20 protein-coding genes and 1 pseudogene are annotated in these 24,283 nt (G+C 60.6%); 12 read left to right on the top strand and 9 right to left on the bottom strand.

The window, feature by feature from the left end; genetic code table 11:
- Positions 1-67: 67 nt before the first annotated feature.
- Both ahpC and traA read right to left on the bottom strand, forming a co-directional pair.
- Complete coding sequence (gene ahpC / locus P0086_RS10120; RefSeq protein WP_112597245.1) at positions 68-631, bottom strand: alkyl hydroperoxide reductase subunit C; 564 nt, start codon at positions 629-631, stop codon at positions 68-70.
- A 397-nt stretch (positions 632-1,028) separates the two neighbouring features.
- Positions 1,029-4,313 (bottom strand): Ti-type conjugative transfer relaxase TraA, encoded by a 3,285-nt coding sequence (gene traA, locus P0086_RS10115; RefSeq protein ID WP_275785081.1) that lies wholly within the window; start codon positions 4,311-4,313, stop codon positions 1,029-1,031.
- Between the two features lie 224 nt (positions 4,314-4,537).
- Between traA and P0086_RS10110 the strand changes: the two genes are divergently transcribed.
- On the top strand, positions 4,538-4,831 hold the full coding sequence (locus P0086_RS10110; protein WP_112597244.1) for a mobilization protein: 294 nt from the start codon (positions 4,538-4,540) through the stop codon (positions 4,829-4,831).
- Positions 4,832-4,991: 160 nt separating this feature from the next.
- On the opposite strand, the gene P0086_RS10105 is transcribed toward P0086_RS10110, so the two are convergent.
- Both P0086_RS10105 and P0086_RS10100 read right to left on the bottom strand, forming a co-directional pair.
- Positions 4,992-7,379, bottom strand: coding sequence for a 1-deoxy-D-xylulose-5-phosphate synthase N-terminal domain-containing protein (locus P0086_RS10105; protein ID WP_112597242.1), 2,388 nt, complete (start codon positions 7,377-7,379; stop codon positions 4,992-4,994).
- A 44-nt stretch (positions 7,380-7,423) separates the two neighbouring features.
- A complete protein-coding gene (locus tag P0086_RS10100; RefSeq protein ID WP_275785075.1) occupies positions 7,424-8,443 on the bottom strand; it encodes a 1-aminocyclopropane-1-carboxylate deaminase in 1,020 nt (339 codons plus the stop codon).
- Positions 8,444-8,586: 143 nt separating this feature from the next.
- Here P0086_RS10100 and P0086_RS10095 point away from each other — a divergent pair, with 143 nt between their 5' ends.
- Positions 8,587-9,063 (top strand): Lrp/AsnC ligand binding domain-containing protein, encoded by a 477-nt coding sequence (locus P0086_RS10095; protein ID WP_112597240.1) that lies wholly within the window; start codon positions 8,587-8,589, stop codon positions 9,061-9,063.
- A 70-nt stretch (positions 9,064-9,133) separates the two neighbouring features.
- Here the strand turns inward: P0086_RS10095 and P0086_RS10090 are convergent, their stop codons facing one another.
- Both P0086_RS10090 and P0086_RS10085 read right to left on the bottom strand, forming a co-directional pair.
- Positions 9,134-9,604 (bottom strand): MarR family transcriptional regulator, encoded by a 471-nt coding sequence (locus P0086_RS10090; RefSeq protein WP_112597239.1) that lies wholly within the window; start codon positions 9,602-9,604, stop codon positions 9,134-9,136.
- 167 nt (positions 9,605-9,771) lie between these two features.
- Complete coding sequence (locus tag P0086_RS10085) at positions 9,772-10,020, bottom strand: helix-turn-helix transcriptional regulator (protein WP_275785072.1); 249 nt, start codon at positions 10,018-10,020, stop codon at positions 9,772-9,774.
- A 414-nt stretch (positions 10,021-10,434) separates the two neighbouring features.
- Between P0086_RS10085 and P0086_RS10080 the strand changes: the two genes are divergently transcribed.
- Positions 10,435-10,854 carry a hypothetical protein gene (locus P0086_RS10080; protein ID WP_112597235.1) on the top strand — a complete coding sequence of 140 codons (420 nt, stop codon included), beginning with the start codon at positions 10,435-10,437 and terminating at the stop codon, positions 10,852-10,854.
- 214 nt (positions 10,855-11,068) lie between these two features.
- On the opposite strand, the gene P0086_RS10075 is transcribed toward P0086_RS10080, so the two are convergent.
- Positions 11,069-11,212 carry a hypothetical protein gene (locus tag P0086_RS10075; RefSeq protein ID WP_162702336.1) on the bottom strand — a complete coding sequence of 48 codons (144 nt, stop codon included), beginning with the start codon at positions 11,210-11,212 and terminating at the stop codon, positions 11,069-11,071.
- A gap of 640 nt (positions 11,213-11,852) precedes the next feature.
- The gene (locus tag P0086_RS10070; RefSeq protein ID WP_112597233.1) at positions 11,853-12,152 is read right to left on the bottom strand and encodes a DUF736 domain-containing protein; all 300 of its coding nucleotides are present in this window, start codon (positions 12,150-12,152) and stop codon (positions 11,853-11,855) included.
- Positions 12,153-13,203: 1,051 nt separating this feature from the next.
- Here P0086_RS10070 and P0086_RS10065 point away from each other — a divergent pair.
- Positions 13,204-13,461, top strand: a pseudogene (locus P0086_RS10065) (helix-turn-helix domain-containing protein); the annotation flags it as partial.
- Between the two features lie 323 nt (positions 13,462-13,784).
- On the opposite strand, the gene P0086_RS10060 reads toward P0086_RS10065, so the two are convergent.
- A complete protein-coding gene (locus P0086_RS10060) occupies positions 13,785-14,636 on the bottom strand; it encodes a ferritin family protein (protein WP_112597232.1) in 852 nt (283 codons plus the stop codon).
- Positions 14,637-14,779: 143 nt separating this feature from the next.
- Here P0086_RS10060 and P0086_RS10055 point away from each other — a divergent pair, with 143 nt between their 5' ends.
- From P0086_RS10055 to P0086_RS10020, 8 genes are all read left to right on the top strand, one after another.
- Positions 14,780-17,041, top strand: a complete 2,262-nt coding sequence (locus tag P0086_RS10055; protein WP_112597230.1) for a NosR/NirI family protein — start codon at positions 14,780-14,782, stop codon at positions 17,039-17,041.
- Positions 17,042-17,081: 40 nt separating this feature from the next.
- Positions 17,082-18,995, top strand: a complete 1,914-nt coding sequence (gene nosZ / locus P0086_RS10050) for a TAT-dependent nitrous-oxide reductase (RefSeq protein WP_112597229.1) — start codon at positions 17,082-17,084, stop codon at positions 18,993-18,995.
- Positions 18,996-19,006: 11 nt separating this feature from the next.
- Entirely contained in the window at positions 19,007-20,362 is a 1,356-nt protein-coding gene (locus P0086_RS10045) for a nitrous oxide reductase family maturation protein NosD (RefSeq protein ID WP_162702335.1), read from the top strand.
- Entirely contained in the window at positions 20,359-21,276 is a 918-nt protein-coding gene (locus P0086_RS10040; protein ID WP_060586042.1) for an ABC transporter ATP-binding protein, read from the top strand. The genes P0086_RS10045 and P0086_RS10040 overlap by 4 nt, the downstream gene beginning before the upstream one ends.
- Positions 21,273-22,100 (top strand): ABC transporter permease, encoded by an 828-nt coding sequence (locus P0086_RS10035; protein ID WP_060586044.1) that lies wholly within the window; start codon positions 21,273-21,275, stop codon positions 22,098-22,100. The genes P0086_RS10040 and P0086_RS10035 overlap by 4 nt, the downstream gene beginning before the upstream one ends.
- Positions 22,097-22,663, top strand: a complete 567-nt coding sequence (locus P0086_RS10030; RefSeq protein WP_060586046.1) for a nitrous oxide reductase accessory protein NosL — start codon at positions 22,097-22,099, stop codon at positions 22,661-22,663. The genes P0086_RS10035 and P0086_RS10030 overlap by 4 nt, the downstream gene beginning before the upstream one ends.
- The gene (locus P0086_RS10025) at positions 22,656-23,651 is read left to right on the top strand and encodes an FAD:protein FMN transferase (RefSeq protein ID WP_112597224.1); all 996 of its coding nucleotides are present in this window, start codon (positions 22,656-22,658) and stop codon (positions 23,649-23,651) included. The genes P0086_RS10030 and P0086_RS10025 overlap by 8 nt, the downstream gene beginning before the upstream one ends.
- Before the next feature lie 68 nt (positions 23,652-23,719).
- Entirely contained in the window at positions 23,720-24,154 is a 435-nt protein-coding gene (locus P0086_RS10020; RefSeq protein WP_060586050.1) for a pseudoazurin, read from the top strand.
- Positions 24,155-24,283 lie beyond the last annotated feature (129 nt).

Here is a 24,283-nt window from a genome sequence, read left to right as displayed (position 1 = left end):
TCCTCACGGAACGCGGTGGGCGAATGCCACCCCGCCGACGGGTCGGCGGGGTGGGACATTGTCGAAATCAGATCTTGCCGACGAGGTGCAGCGACGGAGCGAGCGTCTTTTCGCCTTCCTCCCACTTGGCCGGGCAGACTTCGCCGGGATGGGCGCGGACATACTGCGCAGCCTTGATCTTGCGCAGCAGGTCGGCAGCATTGCGCCCGATGCCTTCGGCGGTGATCTCCATCGCCTGGATGATGCCATCCGGATCGACGATGAACGTGCCGCGATCGGCCAGGCCTTCGCCTTCGCGCATGACGTCGAAATTGCGGGTGATGGTGCCGGTCGGGTCCCCGATCATCGCATACTGGATCTTGCCGATGGTCTCGGAGCTGTCGTGCCAGGCCTTGTGGGTAAAGTGCGTATCGGTGGAGACCGAAAAGACTTCCACGCCCAGACGCTGCAGCTCGGCATAGTGGTCGGCAACGTCACCAAGTTCGGTGGGGCAGACGAAGGTGAAATCGGCGGGGTAGAAGAAAAAGACGGCCCACTTGCCCTGAATGTCGGCTTCGGTCACTTCGATGAATTTGCCTTGCTTGAAGGCCTGCGCCTTGAACGGCTTGATGGGGGTGTTGATGAGGGCCATGGGAACTCCTGTCAGAAATTGCTGCAAAGCGATAGATCGCTTCCGCGGCGCAACATAGACATGTTGTCCCGATAATTGAAATAGATAAAACCACCATTTCCGATAGGTGCGAACTATCGTCGCGGCAGGGTACCAGGATGGAGTTCCCTTCCCGGCAATGGAGCCCGGAGCGGCCGGGCAAAGCTTAAGCGAGGCTTCCCCGCCCCGAGAAAATCGCAGCGAGACGCGACGCTCAGCCGCTGTTTCACTCCCCACTGCAAGGGGCACTGGCGCTGGGGCTTCTGCCCCACCAGGCAAACACAATACCTCAGAAAACTCCACCAGGGCGCGTATGGCGGCTTCTTCGTGGCCCCAGGAATTCCAGCGAGTAAAAGCGCAGGCAGGCCCAGCGAGCGAGCTACATCCTCAATCCCGCCCTCTTGGTCAATGCGCGCGTGAGCTCATACCTCCGGCTCAGTTCAACATGTTGGGCGCGATCGACGAGGCGGGCGATGTCGTTGATCCGTTCAATCTGGGCCACGTCGGCCAAACCGAGCCGGTCGAGCTTTTCCTTGAACGAACGCGGATCGGAACTGCCGAAGCGCTGCTGAAGCGCTTGGGCGATCCGCCCTGCCTCGTCCAGCGCCCTTCTTCCTTCCGGGTCTCGGGCGAGCGCCTCCAGGAACTGTGGCTTCTGCGCGTGGGACAGCCCATCGAACTGCTTCAGAATACGCTCACTGTCTTGTGTGATCCCGGGAACTTCCACTATGTCTCTCTTCTCCCGCTGCCAGATCTCGGCGTCGCGCTCGGCCTTCAGTCGCCGAGACCAGGTTCTGGCTGCGGCCGCAACATGATTGCTAAGGGCGTGTGCAGACCTGCGGGCGGCCCTGCGCTCCTTGTTTTCGCCGAACACCCCTGCTCTGCCCCGCAATTCACCGAATTGCTCCGGACGCTCGGCAACCGATTTCGCAAGCGTCTGACCGTCCACGCCCTTGTCGACGATGGCCGAGGCAATCTTGGCAGCGACAACATCCGGATCAAGAAAGACCTCTTGTCCAAACGATCGCAGCAATGCCATGCGCCAGTCGAAATCCGACCAGGCTCTTTCGTAGGCAATGTCGTCGACGCTGCGCGCGTAGGAGGTAATGGCCGGGACAAGCGGCGCGACAGTCTGGTGATCGACGCCTGACCTTTCCGGCGGCGTCGAAAGGATCGAACGCGCAGGCTCGCGATCGTCAGTCGTCTTTTGCGAACCAACATGCGACACAAGATCCCGGGAAGGCGCGATCTTTATCTCGCTGCCAATCCCGAACCGCTCCGCCAGCCCCCTCCTCTCGGCAAACGCGCCGGTGTAGTCGAGTGTCGTTTCCTTCGCCCCCGATCGTCCCATGCTGGCGCCGAGGACCTTGATATCCTTCAACTCGTCCCGGCCGGCATAAAGCCGCACCTCGTCGCGATGACGCGTCATCGCGACATAGGCAAGATGTCGGTCCATCGTGGCGGATGCCATGACAAAGGCGCAGTCGACCGTCGCCCCTTGTGACTTGTGAATTGTGGTGGCGTATCCATGGTCGAAGGAGCGGTAACGGTCGACCGGTATGGAGACCGAGCGGCTGCTTCCCTTTGCACCACCATCGAGTCGGATCTGAAGTGTATCGGGCTCGACGGTCTCAACGGTGCCAAGCATGCCATTTTTCAATCCGAGATCGCGGTTGTTTTCGAGCAGCACGATGCGGTCGCCGCGGGCGAAGGACCGCTTGCCGTCGTTTGTGAGATAGACGCGTTCACACCCGAGCGCCGCATCATTTCCATCACCTCTCGCCAGGAGCTTCTTTTCCTGGAGGCATGGGCGGATGTCGGCATTGATGGCTCTCACATCGACCCGACGGTGTGCAAGTGCGATGCGCGAGCCGTCCGGTCGGTTCTCGATGTCCGTAAGATAGTCGCGAACCAAAGCGGCTCGAGCCTCGTCACGATTGTCAAGAAACTGAACCGCGCCACGTTCAGCATAGATCGCCAGTCCCTCGGCGGTACGATGCGTGGCAAAGGCAACAGACGCTTCACGCTGCCAGGCTGTGCCCTGACGACGGATTTCGGAGAGTTCGACTGCGCCGATCTGCTCGACGATGGCCCGGAAGGGTGACCCGGCGCCGATCGCCTGCAACTGCTCGTGGTCGCCGACAAGCACAAGCTTTGCACCCGAAACCTCTGCCTGCCTGATAAAGCGCGCAAGCTGACGGCTTCCGATCATGCCGGCCTCATCGATGACGAGCACATCGTTGCTTGTAAAAAGACCCCTGCCGTTCTGCCAGCCGTACTCCCAGGAGGCGAGCGTGCGTGCCACAATGCCGGACGATTCTTCCAGTCCTTCGGCCGCCTTGCCGGCAAGGGCAGCACCATGCACCCGGTAACCCTGAGCGGCCCAGGCCTCGCGCGCGGCAGCGAGCATCGTCGACTTGCCCGCTCCGGCAAAGCCGATCACAGCCGCAATCTGCTCCGACCCGGTGATGTGATGCACCGCAAGACGCTGCTCATCGCTGAGCCCCATATGCACTGTCGCCCCGGCGCGATCTGCCGCTCTGCGCTGCTGCGCAGGCTCCGAGGGACGGGGCGAAGTGGCGTTTGTGCGGATGGCCGCGTCTTGTACAGCCAGCGCGCGCTCGACATGACGGCGCTGGACCAGGTGCCTGGCCGATTGGCTCATACGCTGCGCGCATGCCGCCATGGCATGCTCGATCTCGACCATCTCGCGGGTCGAATAGCGGGCAAGCTCGGTTTCGGTTTCCGGTTTCAGTTCTACGAGCGCTGGTGATGCCATGACCGCTGCAAAGGCGTTGCGAAAACCCTGCGGGTCGTCGATGTATCGGTGCAGTGCTCGCGCCACGTCATGACGATCGAATACGCTCTTCTCACCGGTGATGATCGAGAGCACCTGATCGGGTTTCCTGCGGATCAATTCAGCATTCGACCGCGCCGCCTTGTCATCGATCCGGCCTCGGGACACACCGAGGCCCCGCCGCTCCATCTGCGAGGCGTGCACACCCATATGCCCAGTCGGTTCGATCTCGAGACCACGTTCCAGATGCGAGCGATGGTCGACCCGAACATCCAGACCCAGTCGCGCCAGATGGCGGTTGGCGTGATGCTCCCAGAGCTCTCTGATCTCGCGCAACTGCATCTGTGAGGTCGGGTGATCATTGTTCAGCAGCCATTTGTTCTCGCGCTCGATCAAGGTTTTGTCGCCGAGTCCCTGCTCCGTCACGACACGCGTTGTCATCACCACATGTGCGTGGAAGTTCCGGATGTCCGTTTCGCCCTGCGGCCGGTGAACGGAGAAGTCGACCGCAGCGCCATAGCGGTTCGCCAGCTCCCGCGCAAAGTCGCGCGTCAGTGTCAGACGGTCATTCGCACTCATCTCATGCGGAAGCGCCACTTCGAACTCACGCGCGATCCGCGCATCCTTGCGGTTCTCGGCCTTCTCCACCGCGTTCCACAACCTCGAACGATCCAACGCCCAGGTTGCATCGACGGCATCCGGCAGAACGATCTCGGAATGCTCGACACCTTGCTTGTTTGTGAAGTCATGCACGATGCCGTCGCGCTCGTTCACCATCCTGGTCGCGGTGCGATAGGCGATCGCAGCGACCGCGCTACGGCCTCCGCTTCGGGCGATCGGCTTCATGCTGCAATGGTAGATGGCCAAGCGACACCCTCGAAGCTGCACAACCATATCAGGCAGCGAGTTGCAACGCAACTCGTAAGTGCGCCCTTGGTACTTCGTTCGCTACGCTCCCTCCGTTCGGGATCATGCAGGATGCAACATTCCCATGCCTGTTTAGGGTTGTGCATTCCGCGACGCCGAATACTCTCCTCATGCAACACCCAGTCGCGAAGTCTCTTGCTGACCACAAGCATCTGGAGAACCTCATGGCACGCAAATCGATCTCACAGCGCCTCGCTGAGCTCGAAGAGCGCAAGAAGGCGCTTAAGGCCCGGCTCGGAAAACAGGAGCGCGCCCAAGACACACGCCGCAAGATCCTGCTTGGCGCGCTGGTGCTTCATCGCCTGGAGCACTGTGACGACCCGGACCTTACCCGTCGGCTGAGAGATTGGGTGCAGCGAGAGCTGCCCGGTTTTCTCGTGCGCGACGGAGACAGGAGGCTGTTCGAAGACATCCTGGGTCCGACCGGGTCCGAGGTGAACGGCAGGAACCGGGACTGAGCATTCCGTGATCCTGAAGGCGGCATCCAAGGTTCCCTTCGCGATTGACAACCATGCGCGACATTGACCAGCAGGCCGCGTCTTCGACCGTCACGTCCCGATTGACCGATCTGCCTTTTCATCGCGTTCCCCAAGGTGTGCGCCTGCCCGGCGCGTGTCGCTACGGGAAGAGCAGCGCTTCCTGGCCCGCGGCTGTCTTGCGGCCCGCCGTCAACGCCATGGCAGACGCCACAAGCGCATCGCGATCGAGCCGGAAATGCCGGTAGAGATCGCCGATCGTGCCAGTCTGTCCGAAATGCTCGACGCCATGCGGAATCGTCCGGTGACCGGCGACGGCGCCGAGCCACGAGAGCGTAGCCGGATGACCGTCGATGACGGTGATGATGGCGCAATGGCCCGGCAGAGGATCGAGCAGCCGTTCGATATGGCTCGTGGCTCGTGGATTGCCGCGGGCACGTTCGCGCTGCGCCGCCGTCCAGCCGGCGTTCAGGCGATCTGCCGAGGTAACGGCGAGTACGCCGATATCGCGGCGGACTTCGCCGATCATGCCGGCTGCTGCAATTGCTTCGTCGGCGACAGCGCCCTGATAGGCAATGACGACTGCACAGTTGGGCCCCGGTTTCCTCAGCCAATAGGCGCCGTCGATCGCCCCCTGACGAAAATCGTCGTCGACCCGCTTCAGCGGTTGTTCGAGCGGCTTGGTGGTCAGCCGCAGATAGACTGAACCGCCGGTTTCGTCGCGAAGCCAGGTGCGTTCGTCCGGATCATTCTCGCCGTCGCGCTGCAGGTAGTCGAAGGCCCACTCCATGATGACGGCCAGCTCATCGGCAAAGGCTGGTTCGAAGGCTGCCAGACCATCCTGGCTCATGCCGATCAGCGGTGTGCCGATCGACTGGTGCGCACCGCCCTCGGGCGCCAGCGTCACTCCCGACGGCGTGCCGACGATCATGAAGCGTGCATCCTGATAGCAGGCATAGTTCAGCGCATCGAGGCCTCGGCAGACAAAGGGATCATAGACAGTGCCGATCGGGATCAGCCGCTTGCCGAACAGCGAATGGCTGAGGCCGGCGGCGCCGAGCAACAGGAAGAGGTTCATTTCGGCAATGCCGAGCTCGACGTGCTGGCCCTCGGGCGTGAATTCCCATTTCGCTGTCGAGGCGATGCGGTGTTCGATGAAGGCATCCGTCTGGCTCTGGCGGGCGAAGAGCTTCCGACGGTTCACCCAGGGGCCGAGGCTGGTCGTGCCGGTGACGTCGGGCGAGGTCGTCAAGATACGGGCGGCGAGCTCCGAGCCGCCTTTGGCGAGCTCGTCGAGGATCTTGCCGAACGCCATCTGCGTCGAGACTTCCCGCTGGCTGTCGGGAGCGATGGCTGGCACGGCCAGGCGATGGTCGGAATAGCGACGCGGGCCTTCGGCAAAGAAGGGGACCTTGGCGAGAAATGCCTTGAGTGCGGCGACGTCCGGCACGCCCGCAAACGGCTCCCATTCCTCGCCGGGCGCAACTCCCATATGCGCCTGCCAGTCGGCGAACTGCTGTGTGGTCATCAGGCCACCGTGATTGTCCTTGTGGCCGGCGATCGGCGTACTCCAGCCCTTGATCGTATAGGCGAGGAAGCAGGTCGGCCGGTCGTGGTCGATCGCTGCGAAAGTCTCGGCCATGGTCTCGACGCAGTTGCCGCCAAGGTTTTCCATCAGCGCCGAAAGCTCGGCGTCGCTGCGCCGGTCGATCAGCGCCGAAACGTCGCCCTGGTCACCGAGATCGTCGGCGAGCCGTTTGCGCCAGACGGCGCCGCCCATGAAGGTCAGCGCCGCGTATTCCTGGTTGGAACAGCGGTCGATCCAGTCACGAAGCTTTTCGCCACCTGGTTCGGCGAAGGCGGTACGCTGCAAGGCGCCATATTTCACCCGCACCACGTCCCAGCCGAAGGCGTCGAAGATCTTCTCGACGCGTTCGAACAGGCCCTCGCGTACAATTCCGTCCAGCGACTGCCTGTTGTAGTCGATGATCCACCAGCAGTTCCGAAGACCGTTCTTCCAGCCTTCCTGCAAGGTCTCGTAGACATTGCCCTCGTCGAGCTCGGCATCGCCGACGAGTGCCACCATGCGACCGAGCTTGCCTTGGCCCCATTCCTTGGCGCGGACGAAGTCCTGGACCGTCGAGGCGAGCGCGGTGATACCGACGCCGAGGCCGACGGAGCCGGTGGAGAAGTCCACGTCGTCGACATCCTTTGTCCGGCTCGGATAGCTCTGCACCCCGCCGAAGCCGCGAAAGTTCATGAGCTTCTCGCGGGTCTGCCGCCCCATCAGATATTGCACGGCGTGGAAGACCGGTGCCGCATGCGGCTTGACGGCGACGCGGTCCTCCGGCCGGAGCGCCGAGAAATAGAGCGCGGCCGTGATCGATACCACGGAGGCCGAACTCGCCTGGTGCCCACCGATCTTGATGCCGTCGACCTTGGGTCGGATGTGGTTGGCGTGATGGATCATCCAGTGGGAGAGCCACAGCAGCCGCTTTTCGATGGTCTTGAGATGAATTGTCTCGGTCATCGCCAGATTCCAGTTGAAGGACGAGAGCTGACAGGGGCAGCGGCTCAGCCTTCCTTGTAGTAGTAGCTGTAGCCGTTCAGCGCTGGTGCGCCGCCGAGATGGGCGTAGAGTACGCGCGAGCCTTCGGGGAAGAAGCCCTTGCGGGCGAGATCGATCATCCCCTGCATCGATTTGCCCTCATAGACCGGGTCGATGATCATGGCCTCGGTGCGGGCCGCCAGCCGGATTGCCGCGTTGGTCTCTTCCGACGGTACGCCATAGGCGGGATAGGCGTAGTCGGGATTGACGACGATCTCGTCTTCGCGGATCGACCTGCCGAGGCGGACCAGTTCAGCGGTGGAATCGACGATCTTTCGAACCTGAGAGCGGGTCTGTTCGAGTGTGCCTGAGGCATCGATGCCGATCACCCGATCGGCGCGGTCCTGCGCTGCAAAACCGACGATCATGCCACCCTGTGTCGAACCGGTGACGACGCAGACGACGATGTAGTCGAAGGTGAAGCCGAGTTCCTTTTCCTGTGCGGCCACTTCCTCGGCAAAGCCGACATAACCGAGTGCACCGTATTTGTGTACCGAAGCCCCGGCCGGGATCGGGTAGGGCTTGCCACCGGCATCCTTCACCGACTGGATCGCATCCTCCCAGCTCTTGCGGATTCCAATGTCGAATCCGTCGTCGACCAACCGGCTGTCGGCGCCCATCAACCGCGTCATCAAGATGTTGCCGACGCGATCGTAGACGGCGTCGTTGTGGGGCACCCATTTCTCCTGGATGACCACGCATTTCATGCCGATCTTGGCAGCCGTAGCCGCCACCATGCGCGTATGGTTGGACTGAACGCCGCCGATCGAGACCAGCGTATCGGCGCCCGACGCAATCGCATCCGGCACGATGTATTCAAGCTTGCGAAGCTTATTGCCGCCCATGGCCAGACCGGAGTTGCAGTCCTCGCGCTTAGCATAGATCTCCACCTTGCCGCCAAGTGCTGCCGTCAGTCGCGGCAGATGCTCGATCGGCGTGGGGCCGAAGGTGAGCGGGTAGCGTTCAAACTTTTCGAGCAGCGACATCGTCCAGGTCTCCATGTGAAAACAGCAGGCGAAGGATAGATGAACTCGCTCGAAAGGTGCTCTCGAATGCGATAGCTAAAATGATGGCGATGATCTAAAAATCTGAGCTTTCCTTCACTATCCTCAAAAAGATTGGCACAAAAATGCAAGATTCTTCCGATCAGGATCTGGACAAGATCGACCTCAAGATCCTGCGGGCCCTGCAATCCGAGGGCCGGCTGTCCAACGCGGACCTTGCCGAGCGCGTCAATGTCAGCGCCGCCACCTGCCACCGGCGGACGCAAAGGTTGTTCGAGGAGGGTTTCATCATTGGCGTTAGGGCGGAAATCGCCCCCGCGGCCGTCGGACTCGGGGCCCTGGTGATGGTCGGCGTCGTGCTCGACCGGTCGACGCCTGAGAGCTTCGCCGCCTTCGAGGGCGCGGTTATGGCGATGAAGGAAGTGCTAGACTGCAATCTGGTCGCCGGCGACTTCGACTATCTCCTGAAGATCAGGGTCCGCGACATGGCGGATTTCAACAAGTTGCACGGCCAGAAGCTGATTGCATTGCCCGGCGTGCGACAGACGCGGACCTTCTTTGTGATGAAGGAAGTCAAGGAGAACGCCCGGCTCTCGTTTTGATGGAGATCGAGCGAACGACGCAAACCGGCGGAAAGAAAAGGCTTTGCCGAACGGCGCTCGGGACTCGAAGTTACATTGACGTGTCTCGGCCGCCGGTGCGCTTGTAGATCTGAGTGCGCAGCGCTCTGACCCCCTTGTTCAGTGTCGCGAGATCGCCGGCGTTGCTTCCGGATGCGTCCAGGAGGGCATCTCCGAGGCAACCGGCGCGGAGCCGAAGAGCCCTGCCCTGATCGGTCAGGGAGACCACCACCTGCCGTTCGCTTTCCGGATTTCGTGTGCGGCGTACCAAGCCAGACGTTTCAAGCCGCTTGAGCAACGGCGTCAGCGTGCTGGACTCCAGCGACAATCGTTCGGCGATGGCGCCAACCGTGCACCCATCCTCGTGCCGTAGGACGTTGAGCGCGAGATACTGGGGATAGGTCAGGCCCAGTTCGTCGAGAAGCGGCTTGTAGAGCTGCTGGATAGCGATGCCCGCGGTGTAAATTGCGTAACAGAGCTGGTCATCCAGCGGCACCGGGATATTGGCGGTTTCTCCTGTCATGCGTGACAGTGCGGAGGCCTGCAATGCAGGCCATTCTACTCAGGTTCCGGCAAACCCAACGGTCAAAATCAGGGCGCGTTTCAGCCGACGGCAGTCCGACGGTTGGACGGAGCTTCGCATTGAACGGTAAGCCTGACCCGCACGTCCGCTTCGAGCGGACTACCATCTCAACTGCCCGGGTAATCAAACTCTTTCGGTTTGGAAAAGCGCACGCCGACGCCACCACCATTTTCCGGGATGAACTCTAAGCCAGCCTTTTCAAAGGCGTTTTGGATGTCTCTTATGGTTGCATCCCGAAGCCGCTCGCCTCGTTCCAGTCTGGCGATGGTATCGGGAGATACGTCGGCATGCTTTGCCAAATCTCTTATACCCCAACCGAGCGCCACACGAGCCATCTTACATTGGATGGGCTTCATATCGTAACACCGATACGATTTACTCTTGAAGAAATGAGCATTAGCGGATATCGTATCCCTGTTACGAATTAGAAGTGACGCCGCATTCGTAGAATCACGAAAGCCGCGCTAACCAAACGCAAGCCTTAGAAAGCTCGGATCATGGCTGATTCTGAGACTAGCAGAACTTTGCCTGCAATCACGCGTGGAAAAGACAATCCCCAGGACGGCGTCCCCGTTATCCTGCCGCGGCTGATCGACCGCCGAAATCTTCTTTCCGTCACGGCACGCTGGCTGAGCGCGCGGGTCGAAGAAACACGGGACCAGCGCAGAGCTGAGGGGCCAACGCCTGTCAGAGAGATGTGGCCAAGATGGTACGCGTTTCATCAGCGTCGAATGCGAGCGACCCGCCTCAGACAACAGCTTGAGACGGACTTGCTGGAGGAGACCGGCGGCGCTGCGATGGTCGAATTGCGGATCGCCGGGACAGACCATCCGGTCTCGGCCCGCTCGTTCTCAGACATCAATCGATTGCGTCCTCTGTTGAACCTGGACCAACTTTCCCAGGCGAGGGCCGAACTCCGCCGGCGTCGGAAACAATGGAAAGAAGCCGACCAGCGTCTGGGGTACACTGCGGCCGTCACCCTGGAACATCAGCTCGCGCTTCAGGCGGGGATAGCCGGTCGCGTCATGCAGATCACGGCCCCCTCCTCCCTGACCGAAGTCACAGCAAAGCTCCATTGCCTGATCATCATGGAAGATCCGGGGCTGAGGCTCGAACGTTCACCGTGGCCGGAGCTACGGAGGCTGCTGAAGGATCTTATTCGGATCGGCGCACACAGCTCGGAGCGCTGAGCGTCAAGCCGCTTCCGCCGACAATCAGCAACACGTCATGACCGGACTCTTGCCGGCCGTGGGGGCCATCTCGATGGAGCCTATTTGTCCAGGTGAAAACGCAAGCGTTCGGGGAACCCTGGCGCTGGCAGCGCAGTATGAAGACGCGGCCGTCAAACTTGGTGAGGCCGCACCAAAGTCCGTTCATCTTCCGCTGCGCCTTCTGGCGCTCCATTCAATCGAACTTTTCCTGAATGCGCTCCTGCTTGCCAAAGGCCTCGATCACCAGACGGTTCGCAGCCTGCACCATGATCTTGGCGAGCAGTCCCGGATAGCGATGTGTGCGGGGCTCGTCCTGCGCAAACGTACGGCGGCTCACTTGAGAGCCCTCTCCTCCAGCAGAGAATATCAAGTCATCAGATATGTACCGGCACTCACCTCGTCGCTTTCACAGCCTACCCGGATGATGGCGACGCTCGATGAAGTCTCGAAAAAAGTACGAAAGATGTTGGGCCCAAGGCCGTCGTCACGGCGCCGCGGATCCATCCGCGGAAGCCGCGATCATAGGCCGGAAACATGACTGAACATGATGTCGCCGACAACACTTATGTGCCGCATTCCACAGCCGTCCACACATGGGCAATCGCCCGCCCCTGACGGCTGCCCTTTTATCGCGGAAGATAACTCGGGCGCAGCAGACCTCTACGTCTCGTTTGGCGACAGACGGCCAGAATCCGGCTCGATGCCTGTTTCCGGCTTCCAGGAAAGGGTTAGCCGCCTTGGCCGATGCGCCTTAACCCCGGTTCGGCGGGTCCATTTCAGCTGGAGGCCGTCGTCGCCATTGACCGAGAGGTAACCGCGGTCCCGCTCGGAGGCCTTCTGGCAGGCGGCGCGAGGCTCGACTTTTGCGGAGCGCCGTTTGCTGAACGCCGGATTTGTCGATGGTTGCGGGCTCTGCTCCGCATGCCCCCGAGGGAGTGGAATGCGGCGCCCCGCTGTGAGCGGAGCGCCCGGGCTGGTCAGCGGGACCAGATAAGCTTGTGCTCGCCGTTGTCGCCCTGGATGAGAGAGGCGTACACCGGAGCTGTGAAGGATGGGTCATCGAGCTTGAGCGAGAGGTATTCGGCGCCCGTTTCGCGGGCGGTGCGAGTCCAGCCTGCTCCAAACTCGACACCCCCTGCGGTGACGCGGAAGTCGGGGGCCCGGTCATTGTCGCGGTCGCAGGGCTTGATGGTCGCCTTGACGCTGAGAGTGAGGGTCTTGATGGCGCCTGCGTAGGCGCCGTTTTCTTCGCGGGTGAAGGTGCCGATCTGAGCCATTGTCGTATCTCCTGAGGTTTGTTCGAAGCCGCCCGATGCGGCCTCGATGGTGGTCGACAGGCAATGGATCGGACGGAATGCATCTGAAGGACCGCAGCGTGAGCGGAGGACGGCGGCAGCCGAGCTTGTTGGCGCGCGAGGAAGGACCGCTTGCGGTCAGGGGAAGAAGGTCGGCTGAGCCGTTGCAGGCCAGGGCCGGTCCGGTGCCAGACCAGCTCCAAAGAGAGGCCGTATCGGGGCTTCGCACCGCCAGCCGAGAACGGCGCGGATGATCGGTTCTTTTCATCGGCATGATCAGCGCCGCCGCCTGGGGCCGTCATCCCTCTCGCCGCCTCGGTCACCATCTCACCTGATCCAACAATGCACGTTGTGCTCGACTGGGCACAGAGACCGGGTCGAGCGCGATATCAGATGGAACAGCACCGTCGGACGGATGTCGAGCTGTCTTCCTACGCAGGGCGACCCAAGCTGAGCACGCTCTCCGAGAATTCCATGATCTGCGAGGCGAGGAATTTGTGGCTGCCCCGCTCCTGAGCGCAGACCATGCAGTGGCCTACTTGGCAGGACAGACCCTTGCAAAGTGGCTCCGCAAGCAAAAGGACAGTCCGGGCTGGTTTATCCTTCTGTCAGGTCAACGGGCGGCACCTACCTCGTCGCGTTCCATCCTCTCTTGTTCAAAATTTGAGGCAGAGCGCAATATGGCGGCTTGGATGGCAAAGAACCCCGCCTGGGACCGGGTGCCCCGTCTCCGTCACGTTCCTCTGCCGGGCGTATTCCGTGCAATGATCCGTGGCCTGGCTGACGCACAGGCAGCAATAGGCACGACCCGCAGAGACTTCGGCGAAGGGAATTAGCACGCTGAGTCTACGAGACTGAACGTCGTCGGTTGCGTGTCCAAAGAGGGAACGCAAAGCAGGTGTCCAGTGAAGTCCCACTTGTGGAACTACATTCGATGTCCACGCCAGAATCAGGCCATGGCTGACATTGATCATCAGACCATAACCTGATTTCAGGACATTCTGTTAGACTGTAACTGATCCAAAGCTGCTGAGCGCTACGCGATGCGCTCAGCATGACAGGCGCACAACTCGGCGCGCGTATTGGAGTTCGGCCGCAGACAATTGAATCAATCGAGAAATCGGAAGCAGTTGGAACAATCCAGCTCAATACCCTGCGCCTTGCCGCAGAGGCACTGGACTGCAAGCTCGTCTATGCTCTCGCCCCAAATGGTTCGCTTGAGACTGTCGTCGATGCCCGGGCGCGCAAAATCAAAATACAGGAACTCCAGCGTGTCGCGCACACGAGACGCCGGAAATGCTGCGCCGTGATTTCGAGGCCTGGAATTCTGTTAAGGCAGAGCAACGCAAGCGTGTCAGCCGCGGCATGCAGATCCTCCATCGTCGGCTGTCCTTCAGGATTTCACCGAAGACTGACCGGGACGACTTGCGTTCCAGATGATACATTATGCGATCCTGGGCGCACAAATCGGAAACAAACACGAAACCGTATGCGGTAATCTGGGGCACGATCGGCTCGACGTTCATTCTGATGCAGCTCGGCGCCCCGAAGGAATTGACCGCGTCGTCTCCGCCATGACTAGATGCTGAGATGGACTAGGACGGTGGCTTGCGATCATGTCGAGGGTAGGCGGCGAAGCGCCCGAAGACAGTGAATGACCTGGGAGGCGAACTCGCGGGCCCTATCAGCATCCTCCTCATTGGCCGCGCGATCTCCGATGTCGAGGTAGCACTCTGCCAGGAATTCACAGAGCGGCAGCGCACTTTCGACTGCCTTTTGTGTCGCCCTCTCCGGACGCGAAGTGGTCAAAAACGGGTGTTCCAGCATCGTTTTTGACCTCAGGTCGGCTTCATTTGAACGAGCCAGTAGGTCGTCGCGCCCGCCCACCGTCGATAGTTCTGCCATCGATTTAAGGAGGTTCGACAACTTCCGCTCGAGGAGCGGCAAATCGCCTTTGTCGACCGAGAGTACCTGGCTTCGTTCCTGATGAAATGCACGCCGCCGCTCGCGTCTCAACGTGGCAACGTGACCGAGTTCCTCCCGGGCCATTCGTTCGGCCGCGTCTCTAATGTCTTGCGACCGGGCATGGGCCGAGACGTAAGACCAGAACACGAACGCGCGTTCCTCGTTGCGAACGGCAATCGAGAACGCGCGGTAGGCGCTCAGCATCTCGGGAGCCACGTTCCCCGCTCCCTCGTCGTCGAACAAATGCTCGGGAGGATGTGTGGAGACCGAGCGCGTTTTGTGTCGAAGCGCGTTCTCCCATTCGCCCACTTTTCTCAAGTGCGCCCGCTCCTCGGCGACCAGCGCGTCGAACACTGCCGCAAGCTCGGGACGTCCCATGGCCTTCATCCTGAGACCGAGGGCGACGTATCCGTCTATCGCTTCCTGTTCCATCGCACCAGCAAGCGCCAACAGCTCGTCCAATGAGGCCAGTTTCCAAGGATCAGAGGTGTTTGACGACATACCAGCTCACTCCTGTCAGGTCTTCCCCTTGCCCGAATATCCACTGTCAGAGAATCGTAAGTTTTTCCAACGAGGAGTTGTCTTTGATCAAGGTTAGGATACATTCTGATCTTGGGACGCAAAGAAATCCTACGGTCAGCGCAATGAACTTTTCACAAAGAGTTCGGTTGTCATTGTTTGCAAACATGCTCGTGCTTGCAGTGGCGTTCGTCGGACTTTTGTTCGGAACCGCAGCATTGGCAGGACAGCTTCCCACTTTTCTTGAAAGAGTCCAGCCGGGTGAGCTTTTTGAAGGGGCCGACCGCTTCGGAGACACCGTGGGTGAACCACCCATCGCGCCGGTCTATCGGGGTGATGACCTGCTCGGGTACGTTTATCTCAATTCCGATTTTACCAGTTCGGTCGGCTATTCCGGCAAGCCTATCCGCATCGCGGTTGGCATCGATCAATCCGGCATTATCAAGGGCTTCAAACTCCTCGAACACCACGAGCCGATCGTCCTGATCGGGATCCCTGAAGCCAAAGTCGTCGCCGCGTTGAATTCGATCATCGGCAAAGATCTTGGACGGGTCGCGGCCGGGGCTGAGCGCCCACCGGAGGTGGATATCGTCAGTGGAGCGACCGTGACGGTTCTCGTCATGGGCGACAGTATCGTCCGCTCGGCCGTCAGCCTCATTAGGAGCAACCGCTTGGCTGGCGGCCACTCGGTCGGCGTTCAACAGGCAACTGCCGTCAAAAAACTCGACCTTTCCAAGGATCAGGCGAGCGACTGGCAAACCCTCCTTGGCGACGGCTCCGTCCGGAGCCTTCGGTTGACGATTGGGGAGGTTTCGAAGGCCTTTCAAGAGGCCGGGCATGCGGAAGCGGCTTCCCATCCGGAGTCCGCAAACCCCGAAAACCGTTTCATCGATCTGTACATCGCGCCGGTGAGCGTGCCCGCGATTGGCAAGACGCTCCTGGGCGACGTCGCATATCAGCGCCTCGCCGGCAAACTCAAGCCGGGACAGTCCGCAATCCTTGTGGCGGGAGACGGAGCATACTCCTTCAAAGGTTCCGGCTACGTCCGAGGCGGCATTTTCGACCGCATCGAGTTGCTGCAGGACGGACAAGGGCTGCGGTTTCGCGATCGAGACCATACCAGGATCGCAGCGCTCGTGCCGTCGGACGCTCCCCGCCTGCGGGAGATCGCTTTGTTCGAAGTGCCGCTGGAATTCGCCTTTGACGCGACTGAGCCGTGGGAACTGGAACTGCTCGTGCAGCGTAGCAGCACGGGTGCTCGGGACAAATCGGTTATCCCGTTTACGATCGGATACTCGCTTCCCCCCAGTTACTACACCGTCACCAAGGCCGAGGTACCGACGACGCCGGCCCAGACACCGCAGGTGGCGCCCTCCCAGGCTAGCGATCCGAAGTTGACGCCTGACGAAATACCGTTGTGGCAACGCATGTGGGAGATGAACAGCATCTCAATCGCAGTCACAGTCGCAGCTCTCCTTGTCCTGACCGCCATCTTCTTCTTCCAAGACTGGCTCGTCAAAAGGCCGAAATTTTTCGGCTGGCTTCGTACCGGATATCTGGTATTTACGCTCGTCTGGCTCGGTTGGTATGCCAATGCGCAGCTGTCGGTCGTCAACGTCCTCACGTTCACGAACGCGCTGGTCACCAATTTCAGCTGGGAGTTCTTCCTGGCTGCACCGTTGATTTTCATTCTTTGGGCCGCCGTCGCAGCCGGCCTCCTGTTTTGGGGGCGCGGCCCGTTCTGTGGCTGGCTCTGCCCGTTCGGCGCTTTGCAGGAACTGCTGAGCATCGTCGCCAAGCGCCTGAAGGTGCCGCAGGTCACCATCCCCTGGGGACTGCACGAGCGCCTTTGGCCTATCAAATACATCGTCTTCCTCGGGCTTTTCGGCATGTCGTTCTATTCGATGGCCTATGCGGAAATGCTCTCCGAGGTCGAGCCGTTCAAGACCGCGATTATCCTCAAATTCATCCGTGACTGGCCGTTCGTGGTCTTCGCCTTGGCGCTTCTTGCGGCTAGCCTCTTCATCGAGCGATTTTACTGCCGTTACCTCTGCCCGCTGGGGGCGGCACTTGCCATCCCTGGGCGCATCCGCACCTTCGAGTGGTTGAAGCGATGGCCAGAATGCGGCTCTCCCTGCCAGCGTTGCGCGAAAGAGTGCCCGGTACAGGCAATTCATCCGGAAGGCCCGATCAACGTCAACGAGTGCATCTACTGCATGCACTGCCAGGAACTCTACCATGACGACCAGCGCTGTCCGCACATGATCCAGGTGCGGCTCAAGCGCGAAAAATTCATGGCGCTGTCAACGCCCGGATCGAGAGGCGAAAAGACACCGCCGAAGACGCTTGTCACGCATAACGGAGAGCCCGTCACCAACTCGAAATAGGCACGCGGCAAATGTGAGCCGCATCTCAGGAGGCAATACCATGTCGAATGAAGATAAAAACCTGCCCCTTTTCAACCGACGCCAACTACTGGGTACCACCGCCGTGGCCGCGGCCGCAGGAGCGGCTACGGCCACCGGTGCGCTGGGCCTTGCAGGCGGGGCGTCTCCGGCCATGGCCCAGGAGCCGGCGAAGTGGGAGGTCCGCCCCGGCGAGCTCGACGAATACTACACCTTCTTCTCAAGTGGCCAGTCGGGTGAAGTCCGCATCGTCGGCGTTCCCTCGATGCGAGAAATCATGCGCATTCCGGTGTTCAACCGCTGCAGCGCGACGGGATGGGGGCAAACGAATGAGAGCCTGAAGGTCCTCACGGAAAACATGCGACCGGAGACGGTCGAGTTTCTCAAAGATCGCGGCGGCGTCTACCAGAACGGCGACCTTCACCACCCACACCCGTCGTTCACGGACGGCACCTACGACGGCCGTTACCTCTTTGCCAACGACAAATCCAACACACGCGTCTGCCGTATCCGTCTCGACGTCATGAAGTGCGACAAGATCATCGAGCTTCCAAACCAACATACCGTGCACGGGCTGCGCGTCCAGAAGTTCCCCAAGACAGGCTACGTGTTCTGCAACGGCGAAGACGGTGTGCCGATCCCCAATGACGGCAAGGTCCTGGACGATCCAAAGCAGTACCAATCCATTTTCACCGCGGTCGACGGCGAGACAATGAAAGTCGCATGGCAGGTCATGGTCGACGGCAACCTCGACAACGTCGACGCGGACTACCAGGGCAAGTACTGCTATTCGACCTGCTACAACTCGGAGGAGGGAGTAACTCTCGAAGAGATGATGAGCAAGGACATGGACTGGGTCGTCGTGTTCAATCTCAAACGCATCGAAGAAGCGGTCACCAAGGGCGACTACAAGGAGATCGGCGGCGTTCCCGTCATCGATGGCTCCCACGGCTCGAAGTACACCCGCTACATTCCGGTGCCCAACAGTCCTCACGGTATAAATACGGCCCCGGATGGCATCCACTTCGTCGCCAATGGCAAGCTGTCACCGACGGTCACGGTATTCGACGTGCGCAAGTTCGACGACCTCTTCGACGACAAGATCCAGCCGCGCGACACCGTCGTCGCCGAAACAGAACTTGGGCTTGGTCCGTTGCACACGGCCTACGACGGGAGGGGAAACGCCTATACGACGCTCTTCCTCGACAGCCAGGTGTGCAAGTGGAACATCGAGGATGCCATACGGGCGTTTAAGGGCGAGAAGGTCAATCCGATCCGCCAGAAGCTGGATGTCCATTATCAGCCCGGGCACAACCACTCCTCGATGGGCCAGACCAAGGAGGCCGACGGCAAGTGGCTCATCTCGCTTAACAAGTTCTCGAAAGATCGCTACCTCAACGCCGGCCCGCTGAAGCCGGAGAGCGATCAGCTGATCGACATCTCAGGGGATGAAATGGTGCTCGTCCACGACAACCCGACCTTCGCCGAGCCCCACGACGCAACAATCGTGCACGCGTCCAAGATCAACCCGGTTCACGTGTGGAACCGTGAGGACCCCTTCTTCGCAGACGCCGTCGCTCAAGCCAAAAAAGACAATATCGACCTCATGGTGGACTCCGAGGTGAAGCGCGATGGCGACAAGGTGCGCGTCTATATGACGTCGGCGGCTCCCGCGTTCGGGCTTGAGTCCTTCACCGTCAAGGAGGGCGACGAGGTGACCGTTTACGTCACCAACATCGACGAGGTCGAGGACCTGACTCACGGCTTCTGCATCGTCAATTACGGTATCAACATGGAGATCGGGCCGCAGGCGACGGCGTCAGTGACTTTCAAGGCCTCCAAGCCCGGGGTCTACTGGTACTATTGCACATGGTTCTGCCATGCGATGCACATGGAAATGAAGGGACGCATGATGGTCGAACCGAAGTCGGTATGATGAGGCGCGTGATGATCACAGCGATGGTGGCCTTCTGGGTCGCCATCGCCACCCCCGCCGAGGCCGCGGAGCGGACGGTCACGCCCGTCGATGACCTGGCATCGATCATCGAGGCGGCATCACCGGGGGACCGCATCATATTGCGTCCGGGCAAGTACAAGGGTCCCGTGAAAATCACCAAGTCCGTGACGCTGGAAGGCGAACCCGGCGCTGCGATCATGGGCGACGGAAAAGGCACCGTCGTCACCATCGACGCGGCCGGCGTAACACTCCGTGGTCTTGAAATCAGCGGTTCGGGCACGAACCTCGAAGGCATGGACTCAGGCGTGTTTGCCACCGAGAACGCAACAGGCGCGCTTATCGAACGCAACAGCGTTACCGGGAACCTCTACGGGATCTACGTCCACGGGGCCGCCGATTCCTTGGTCCGTAAAAACACGGTCATCGGCCTGAAGAAGGGCCACATGAGCGAGTTGGGCAACGGGATCGCGGTTTGGAACGCGCCGGGCGCCAAGATCATCGATAACGACGTCAGCTTCGGCCGCGACGGCATCTTCACGATCGCAAGCAAACGCAATGTGTTCAGTGGCAATAAATTCCACGACGTGCGTTTCGCGATCCATTACATGTACACCAACAACAGCGAGATCCGCGGCAACACGTCTATAGGAAACGCCGTCGGCTACGCGCTGATGTTCTCCAACAAGCTGAAAGTCGTCGGCAACGTGTCTGACGGCGACCGCGATCATGGCCTCGTGCTGAATTTCGCCAACGGATCGCAAATAGAGGGGAACACCGTCATTGGGCGGATGCAGCCCCAGAGCCGATGGACAACCGCCGGAAATCACGACCCCGCTGACAAAATGCCTTCCGATGACAGCCCAACGAGCCCCAACGCCAACCTTTCGGGCGAGCGCTTGGGTCCCGAGAAGTGCGTTTTCATCTACAACGCCAACAAGAACCGGCTGAAGGGCAACAGGTTTGACGGCTGTTCGATCGGCATTCACTTTACGGCCGGCTCGGAGGGTAATTCGATAAGCGGAAACGCCTTCATCAACAACCGCAATCAGGTCAAATACGTGGGAACTCGGTATCTCGATTGGTCGGTGGACGGCCACGGCAATTACTGGAGCGACAATCCGGCGTTTGATCTCGATGGCGACGGGCTCGGTGACAACGCCTATCGTCCAAACGATGTCATGGACAAGGTGATGTGGACCGCTCCCCAGGCCAAGGTGCTGGCCACCAGCCCCGCAGTCCAGGTCATCCGCTGGGCTCAGGCTCAATTCCCGGCCCTTCTACCGGGCGGCGTCGTAGACAGCCATCCCCTGATGGCACCCCCCACCCAAGGGAGGCCGGCGCAATGAATGTCACGACGGTGGCAGTATCCGGGGTCGCCAAGCGCTATGGCAGCGTCGAAGCCGTCAGGGATGTTACGTTCGAGCTCACAGAAGGGGAAACGGTCGCGCTTGTCGGCCACAACGGGGCTGGCAAGACGACACTGATCAAACTCATGCTTGGGCTCATTCGCCCCTCGACGGGCAGCGTGCTCGTTCTCGGCGAGGATCCGGCCAAGGGCGACTTCGAGGTCCGCAGGCGGCTTGGCTACCTGCCGGAAAGCGTTTCCTTCCACATGGCCCTGACGGGGCGCGAAACGCTGGCCTTCTACGCCCGCCTCAAGCGCGTCGAGGTCTCCTCGGTGCCTGAGCTTCTGGAGCAGGTTGGTCTGGCTCCGGTTGCCGCCGACCGTCCGGTTCGGACCTATTCAAAGGGGATGCGGCAGAGACTGGGACTGGCGCAGGCACTGCTTGGCCACCCGCGGGTCCTGCTTCTGGACGAACCTACGAGCGGTCTCGATCCGGCTCTTCGTCGGCGATTCTACGACATCCTGGACGGATTGCGCTCCGCTGGAACCACAATCCTTCTTTCGTCACACGCATTGACCGAACTCGAAGGCCGTGCCGATCGCGTGGTGATCGTCAACGAAGGCGTCAAGGTCGCTGATGGATCGCTGGACACATTGCGCGGTTTGGCTCAGCTACCCACGCGCGTGAGTGTCAGGCTTGCCAACGGCAAATCGACCGCTGACTGGAATGCAGGAGGTGGATGGAGGATCACGGGCGTCGATACCGTCGAGACCGAGGTGGCAATGGACGAAAAAGTCGCACTCCTTCGGGAGGTCACAGCCAACCCTGCGGAGGTTGCCGGGCTGCAACTCGTCGAGCCGACATTGGACGACCTCTATGCCCATTTTCTTGGCGGGCGGAAGGCGGCCGAATGAAGAACATTCTTATTATGGCCCGCAAGGAGATCCGGGAAGGCTTGCGCAATCGATGGGTGCTCGGAGCTACCCTTCTCCTTGCAGCATTGGCGCTCACCCTCACCGCACTGGGGAGCGCGCCGACCGGGAATGTCGGGGTCAACCAACTCGACGTTGTCATCGTCAGTCTTTCCAGCCTGACCATCTTTCTCGTGCCGTTGATCGCGCTCCTGCTCTCGCACGACGCGATCGTAGGCGAGATGGAGCGCGGCACCATGCTGCTGCTTCTAAGCTATCCGATTGGACGCAATCAGGTCATTCTCGGCAAGTTCCTCGGCCACATTGCCATCCTCTCGTTTGCGACGCTCTGCGGCTATGGTGCCGCCGCCCTGGCGCTCGCTATCACGGGAGGCAACATCGACACGGGCAGTTGGTGGGCCTTCCTCAACATGCTCGGATCGTCGGTGCTCCTAGGGGCGGTATTCGTCGCGATCGGATACCTCGCCAGTGCGATCGTCAGCGAGCGGAGCACGGCGGGCGGGATAGCTATCGGCATCTGGCTGCTTTTTGTCCTGATTTACGACATGGCGTTGCTCGGCGCACTGGTCGCGGCGGGAGGGCATGCTATCCCGTCAGGCCTGCTGGATGCGGTTTTGCTATTCAATCCAACCGACGCTTACCGGATGCTCAACCTCGGTTCGGGAGAGGCGAGCGCCTTTTCGGGTCTGGGCGGTGTCGCCGAGCATTCCGGGCTTAATGCCGCGATGATGGTCGGCGCACTGGCTGCGTGGACCATCGTGCCGCTAGCGCTCGCCGCGGCAGTATTTTCGAGGAGGGAGCTATGAGACGCGCTTTGGTGGCCGCGGCACTCCTGTCGGCCTTTCTGCTCGCAAGCTGCAAGGAAGAGCAAAAGGCTCCTCCGCCCGCACCGTACGCGCTGACGTCCGAAGCGACAGGCAGATACTGCGGAATGAACGTGCTCGAACACCCAGGACCCAAGGGGCAGATCATTTTGGATGCGCAAGTTCCCGAACCCATCTGGTTTTCGTCCGCTCGCGACGCCTTGGCGTTCACCATGCTGCCGGAGGAGCCGAAGGACATCGCGGCGATCTACGTCTCCGACATGAGCAAGGCGCCAAGCTGGGAGAAGCCCGGAGAAAACAACTGGATTGACGCCCGCAAGGCTTTCTACGTCATCGGCAGCTCTTTGCGGGGCGGCATGGGCGCGGAAGAGGCTGTGCCGTTCGGCACAGAGGAAGCGGCGCAACAATTTTCCGTCAAGAACGGCGGGCGCGTCGTCCCGTTCGGCGAGGTCCCGCAGGACTACGTGCTGGGTGCAGGCGGTGTCGACGCCACGACAACCAGCCCCGACGCCGAGGAAAGTGTGGAAGGGCACAACCATGGCTAAAGGATATACTCGACGCCGCGCAATCGCGATTTTCGCCGCAGCTGCCGGTTTGCCCCTCCTGACTGCCGCAAAGGCAGCATCAAGCACCGTCACCTGGAAGGGACAGGCTCTCGGCGCGCCAGCGACACTGATCCTCAATCATGAAGACCGCGCGCGAGCCGAACGATTGATCGACACAGTCGTCGCCGAGGTCACAAGACTGGAACGCGCGTTCAGCCTCTATCGTGACGATACCGCGCTTTCCGAGTTGAACCGCGTCGGCGCTCTGGTCGCTCCCCCGCAAGACCTTGTGGCGCTGCTTGGCTCCTGCCAAGAATTTTGGAACATGAGTGACGGCGGGTTCGATCCCACTATACAGCCGCTGTGGTCGCTATACCGAGACCACTTCACGCGGCCCGAGGCGGACCCATCCGGCCCTTCAGCCGAAAAGATCAGGGACACGCTCGACGCCGTTGGCTTCGAAGGGATCAGGTTCGATCGGGATCGCATCGTCCTGACTCGACCGAAGATGGCACTGACCTTGAATGGCATCGCCCAAGGCTACGTCACGGACAGGATCGTGGACTTGCTGCGAGACGCCGGGGTAACTAGCAGTCTCGTGAACATGGGGGAAAATCGCGCTGTAGGCTCGAGGTTGGATGGAACGCCCTGGCGGATCGGCCTAGCAGAGCGACAGGACGACGCGTTTCCCGACGTCGTTCTCGACGTGATCGACAAGGCTGTCGCGACCTCCAGTGGCATGGGTTTCCACTTCGACAAGGCCCAGCGTTTCAGCCATATCCTTGATCCGCGCACCGGAGGAGCAGCTGCATTGTACAGGCGTGTGACCGTCATCGCCGATGATGCGACCACCGCCGATGCTCTGTCGACGGCATTCAGCTTGATGGATGAGACCATTATCCGATCCACGTTAGACCGCAGATCAGGCGTACTGGTTGATCTTGTCCGGGCGGACGGCGGCCATCGCCGTTTCGAAACACGAGCCTGAGGACGCACAACGCGGATGCTCGCATTTTCCATAGCGCAATCACACCAATCTCAACGGAGTACTTGACCATGCACCTTCTGAAAAATCTGGCTGCGGCAACTTTGCTCACAATGATCGCAGTTCCGGCCGCAGCTGCGGACTTCGAGGTTCATATGATGAACAAGGGCCCTGACGGGGTGATGGTATTCGAGCCTGCGCTGACGAAGGTGCAGCCAGGTGACACGATCACCTTCCTTCCCACCGACAAGGGTCACAACGCTGAAACGATGAAGGGTTTGATCCCGGAAGGAGCCGAAGCCTTCAAGAGCAAGATCAACGACACTTTGAAACAGGCGTTCACGGTGCCAGGAGCCTATGTGATCAAGTGCACGCCGCATTTTTCGATGGGCATGGTTGCCGTCGTCGTGGTTGGGGACTCTCCGGCGAACCTCGATTCGATCAAGTCTGCGAAACTCCCGAAGAAGGCCCGCGAACGGGTCGACAAGGCGCTTTCGCAACTCTAGGCTTGCTCCAAGAGAAAACCGGCGGGCGACGAGATCACAAAGCTCGCCGGCTTCTCCCGCACGATCGGCCGCATTGGCGTCTTGGCTTCGCCGCCCCACCGGCTCGCTCTTGCTTTTGAAGCCCGGCGA

Source organism: Mycoplana sp. MJR14 (assembly GCF_029210525.1).
Lineage (GTDB): Bacteria > Pseudomonadota > Alphaproteobacteria > Rhizobiales > Rhizobiaceae > Mycoplana.
This window is presented reverse-complemented; position numbering and strand designations above follow the sequence as displayed.